Origin of the sequence: Leucobacter sp. M11 (assembly GCF_035726885.1) — a bacterium.
Lineage (GTDB): Bacteria > Actinomycetota > Actinomycetes > Actinomycetales > Microbacteriaceae > JAPFRB01.
Genome location: NZ_JAPFRB010000005.1, coordinates 16,052 through 17,672 on the forward strand (window position 1 = coordinate 16,052; position 1,621 = coordinate 17,672).

Below are 1,621 nucleotides of genomic sequence, written 5' to 3' on the forward strand. Positions count from 1 at the left end.
TCGAGATTTCCGGGAGGTCCGGGGGTCACGCGCGCTGACTCGACGGCTCGGAACCCGCCCGGAACGGGGATTTGCCCGCCGGGGTTCTCTGTGCCCAGGTTCTTTCCGCTAGACTTGCCGAGGTTCATTCCGTCGGCGATCGCGAACCCGCGATTTCTGGTGGGACGACACCGGATTGCTCAGCGATCCGGGGCGTAGCTCAGCTTGGCTAGAGCGCCCGCTTTGGGAGCGGGAGGTCGCAGGTTCGAATCCTGTCGCCCCGACACGAGTGTGACTGACACCGCTCGGAAGCGTCGATCCCTACCGACCAAGATTATTGAGAGGCCAAATTGCCCAAGACAAGCGTTGAGAAGCTGACCCCGACCCGCGTCAAGCTGAGCGTCGAGATCACCGCCGACGAGCTGCAGCCGCACATCAAGAAGGCCTACGCCACCGTGGCCGAGCAGGTCAACATCCCCGGCTTCCGCAAGGGCAAGGCCCCCGCACCGATCATTGACCAGCGCGTCGGCCGCGGCGCCGTCATCGAGCAGGCCGTGAACTCCTCGCTGGACGACTTCTTCCAGGCCGCGCTCGCCGAGACCGAGGTGCGCCCGATGGGTCGCCCCACGGCCGACGTCGAGAAGTGGCTGGAGGAGAAGGACTTCTCCGGCGTCCTCGTCCTCGCATTCGAGGTTGAGGTCCGCCCCGAGTTCACCCTGCCCGCCTACGACGGCATGACGATCACCGTCGCCAACGCCGAGATCGACGAGGACGCGCTGGAGGCCGAGCTCACGCAGCTCCGCACCCGCTTCGGCACCCTCGAGACCGTCGAGCGCCCCGCGACCACCGGTGACTCGGTCGAGCTGGACCTGACCGCTCGCATCGACGGCAACGACGTCGACAGCGCCCAGGGCGTCACCTACGAGATCGGCGCCGGCAACCTCCTCGAGGGCATCGACGAGGCCATCGAGTCGCTCACCGCCGGTGAGACCACCACCTTCACCTCCGCCCTGCTCGGCGGCGAGCACGAGGGTCGCGACGCCGAGGTCGAGGTCACCGTGACCGCCGTCAAGGAGCGCAAGCTCCCCGAGGCCGACGACGACTTCGCCCAGCTCGCCAGCGAGTTCGACACGATCGCCGAGCTGCGCGAATCGCTCGCCGAGCAGGTCAAGCAGGCCGCGGTCTTCACGCAGGGCCGCCAGGCACGCGACATCTTCGTCGACACCCTGATCGAGCAGGCTGAGATCCCCGTTTCGGAGGAGATCGTCAACGACGAGGTGCACCGCCACCTCGAGGGTGAGGGCCGCCTGGAGGACGACGAGCACCGCGCAGAGGTGACCGAGTCCAGCACCAAGGGCCTCCAGCAGCAGCTCCTCTTCGACGAGATCGCCGACGCCGAGAAGGTGCAGATCACGCAGAACGAGCTCTCGCAGTACATTTTCTCCTCCGCGTCGCAGTACCAGATGGAGCCCGCACAGTTCGTGCAGGCCCTGGAGCAGAACGGCCAGATCCCCCAGATCATCGCCGAGGTCACCCGGAACAAGGCCCTCGCGATCGCCCTGGCCAAGGCCAACGTGGTCGACGCCGACGGCAACGCCGTCGACCTGACCGAGTTCACGGCCGTTGACACGAGCGAGGACGG

Annotated in this window: 1 protein-coding gene and 1 tRNA gene; both read left to right on the top strand. The window is 66.9% G+C overall.

Features of this window, described 5'->3' with window-relative positions; all coding sequences use genetic code 11:
• Positions 1-188: 188 nt before the first annotated feature.
• Positions 189-263: transfer RNA gene (locus OOT08_RS15320), tRNA-Pro, on the top strand.
• A gap of 66 nt (positions 264-329) precedes the next feature.
• The coding region (gene tig / locus OOT08_RS15325) for a trigger factor (RefSeq protein WP_325093712.1) at positions 330-1,621 on the top strand (1,292 nt) is incomplete at its 3' end.